At 61.7% G+C, this 1,685-nt stretch carries 1 pseudogene; it reads left to right on the top strand.

Going from position 1 to position 1,685, the window contains the following annotated elements:
• A pseudogene (locus PKE44_RS16950) lies at positions 1–1,685 on the top strand (hypothetical protein); the annotation flags it as partial.

The raw sequence follows: 1,685 nt of genomic DNA, 5'->3' as shown, positions 1-1,685 counted from the left end.
GCCGATGCGCTGTACCAGGCCATCCTGAAAGCCCTGAAGGTACACCTGCCGCCTTCTCCGCCGCCGGAACCCTCGCCACGGCGCTGGGACGAACATTTGCGCCGGCATCTGGATTACAAGCCCGAGGCTTTCGTGCCTACGCAGGGCTCGTGCATCGACATGGAGAAATTCCAGCCGGATGCGTCCGCTCGCGGTCCCGCACCTGAACGCACCGACGCACTGGAGTATCTGGAAAACTGGCTGAGCAACCCGAATGCACAGCCTTATTGTGCGCTGCTCGGCGAATACGGCATGGGCAAGACGACGACCTGCAAGGCGCTGGCGGCGCATCTGCTGGATTTGCGTGAGCAAGACCCGGCGTGGCCCTTGCCGATATTCATTGACCTGCGCCTGGTCGGCAATCTGGCGAAGGAACAGCCGGCGCTGGAGAAAATCATCGAAGTCGCCCTTGCCCGCAGTTGGCTCGGTGATGCGTCGCTGAAAGGCTCGCGCCTGACGGCCGAAGAAACCATCCGACTGATGCGCGAAGAAGGTGCATTGGCCATTTTCGATGGCCTCGACGAAGTGCTGGTGCATCTGTCGGACGCTGACGGCCGGCGCTTTGCGCGCGAGCTGTTCCGCATCCTGCCACCTGCGGCTGCCCGCAAGACCGATGAAAAAAAACGTCCCGGCCGGCTGCTGCTGAGCTGCCGCAGCCACTACTTCCGCACGCTGCGCGACGAGAAAACCTTCCTGACCGCCGAAGGGCGCGACGGCATTGCGGCGGACGACTACCGGGCGCTGGTGCTGCTGCCGTTCACCGAAGAGCAGATTCGCGAGTATCTGCAACATACGCTGCCGGACGACGACCCTGATCGGGTGCTGGACCTGATCCGCTCGGTCCACAACCTGAGCGAGATTGCCGAACGGCCGTACACGCTGAGTCTGATCACGCAGCACATTCCGAAGATCGAACGCTGGAAACTCGAAGGCCGGCGCGTTTCCGGGGTGATGCTGTATCGGGAAATGGTGCTGGAGTGGCTGGAGCGCGACGCCGGCAAGCACCATCTGACGCCGGAGCATAAATGCGAACTGATGGAACAATTCGCGGCCGAACTGTGGCGCACCGGAGACAAGTCATGGTCGGTCGGACAACTGGAACAGTGGCTGATCAATTTTCTGCGCGCTCACCTGGATGTCGCCGACCATTACTTGAACAAGGACCGGGAACTGCTGAAGGAAGACCTGCGCACCGCCACCTTTCTGGTGCGCGAAGGCGAAGACCGCTTCCGCTTTGCGCACACGTCCTTGCAGGAATACTTTCTTGCCTGCCATCTGCAACGCGCGCTGCTCGACGACCAGCCGGATGCCTGGGCATTGCCGGCGCTGAATCGGGAAACCCTGGATTTTCTCGGGCAGTTGCTGATGGAAGCCGGTTTGGCCCAGGCGCAGATCGGCTTGCGCAATCTGCGTGACACCTACCGGCCGCAGGCCAGCGAGAATGCGCTCACGTATGCGCTGCTGGCCATGGGCAAGGGCTATCCGCATGTGCCGCTCACTGGTGTGCGACTGGAAGGCGCCAATCTGCGTGGTTTGGAACTGCTCGGCGATCCGGATAAACCAAAGCTGAACCTGCGTAGCGCCGTGTTGCGCGGAGCAAGGATCGATAATTCCCGCTTCCACTGGCTCGATCTGGACAATGCCGA

This window comes from Plasticicumulans sp., from assembly GCF_035331805.1.
In the GTDB taxonomy this organism is placed as follows: Bacteria; Pseudomonadota; Gammaproteobacteria; order Competibacterales; family Competibacteraceae; genus Plasticicumulans.
This window is presented reverse-complemented; position numbering and strand designations above follow the sequence as displayed.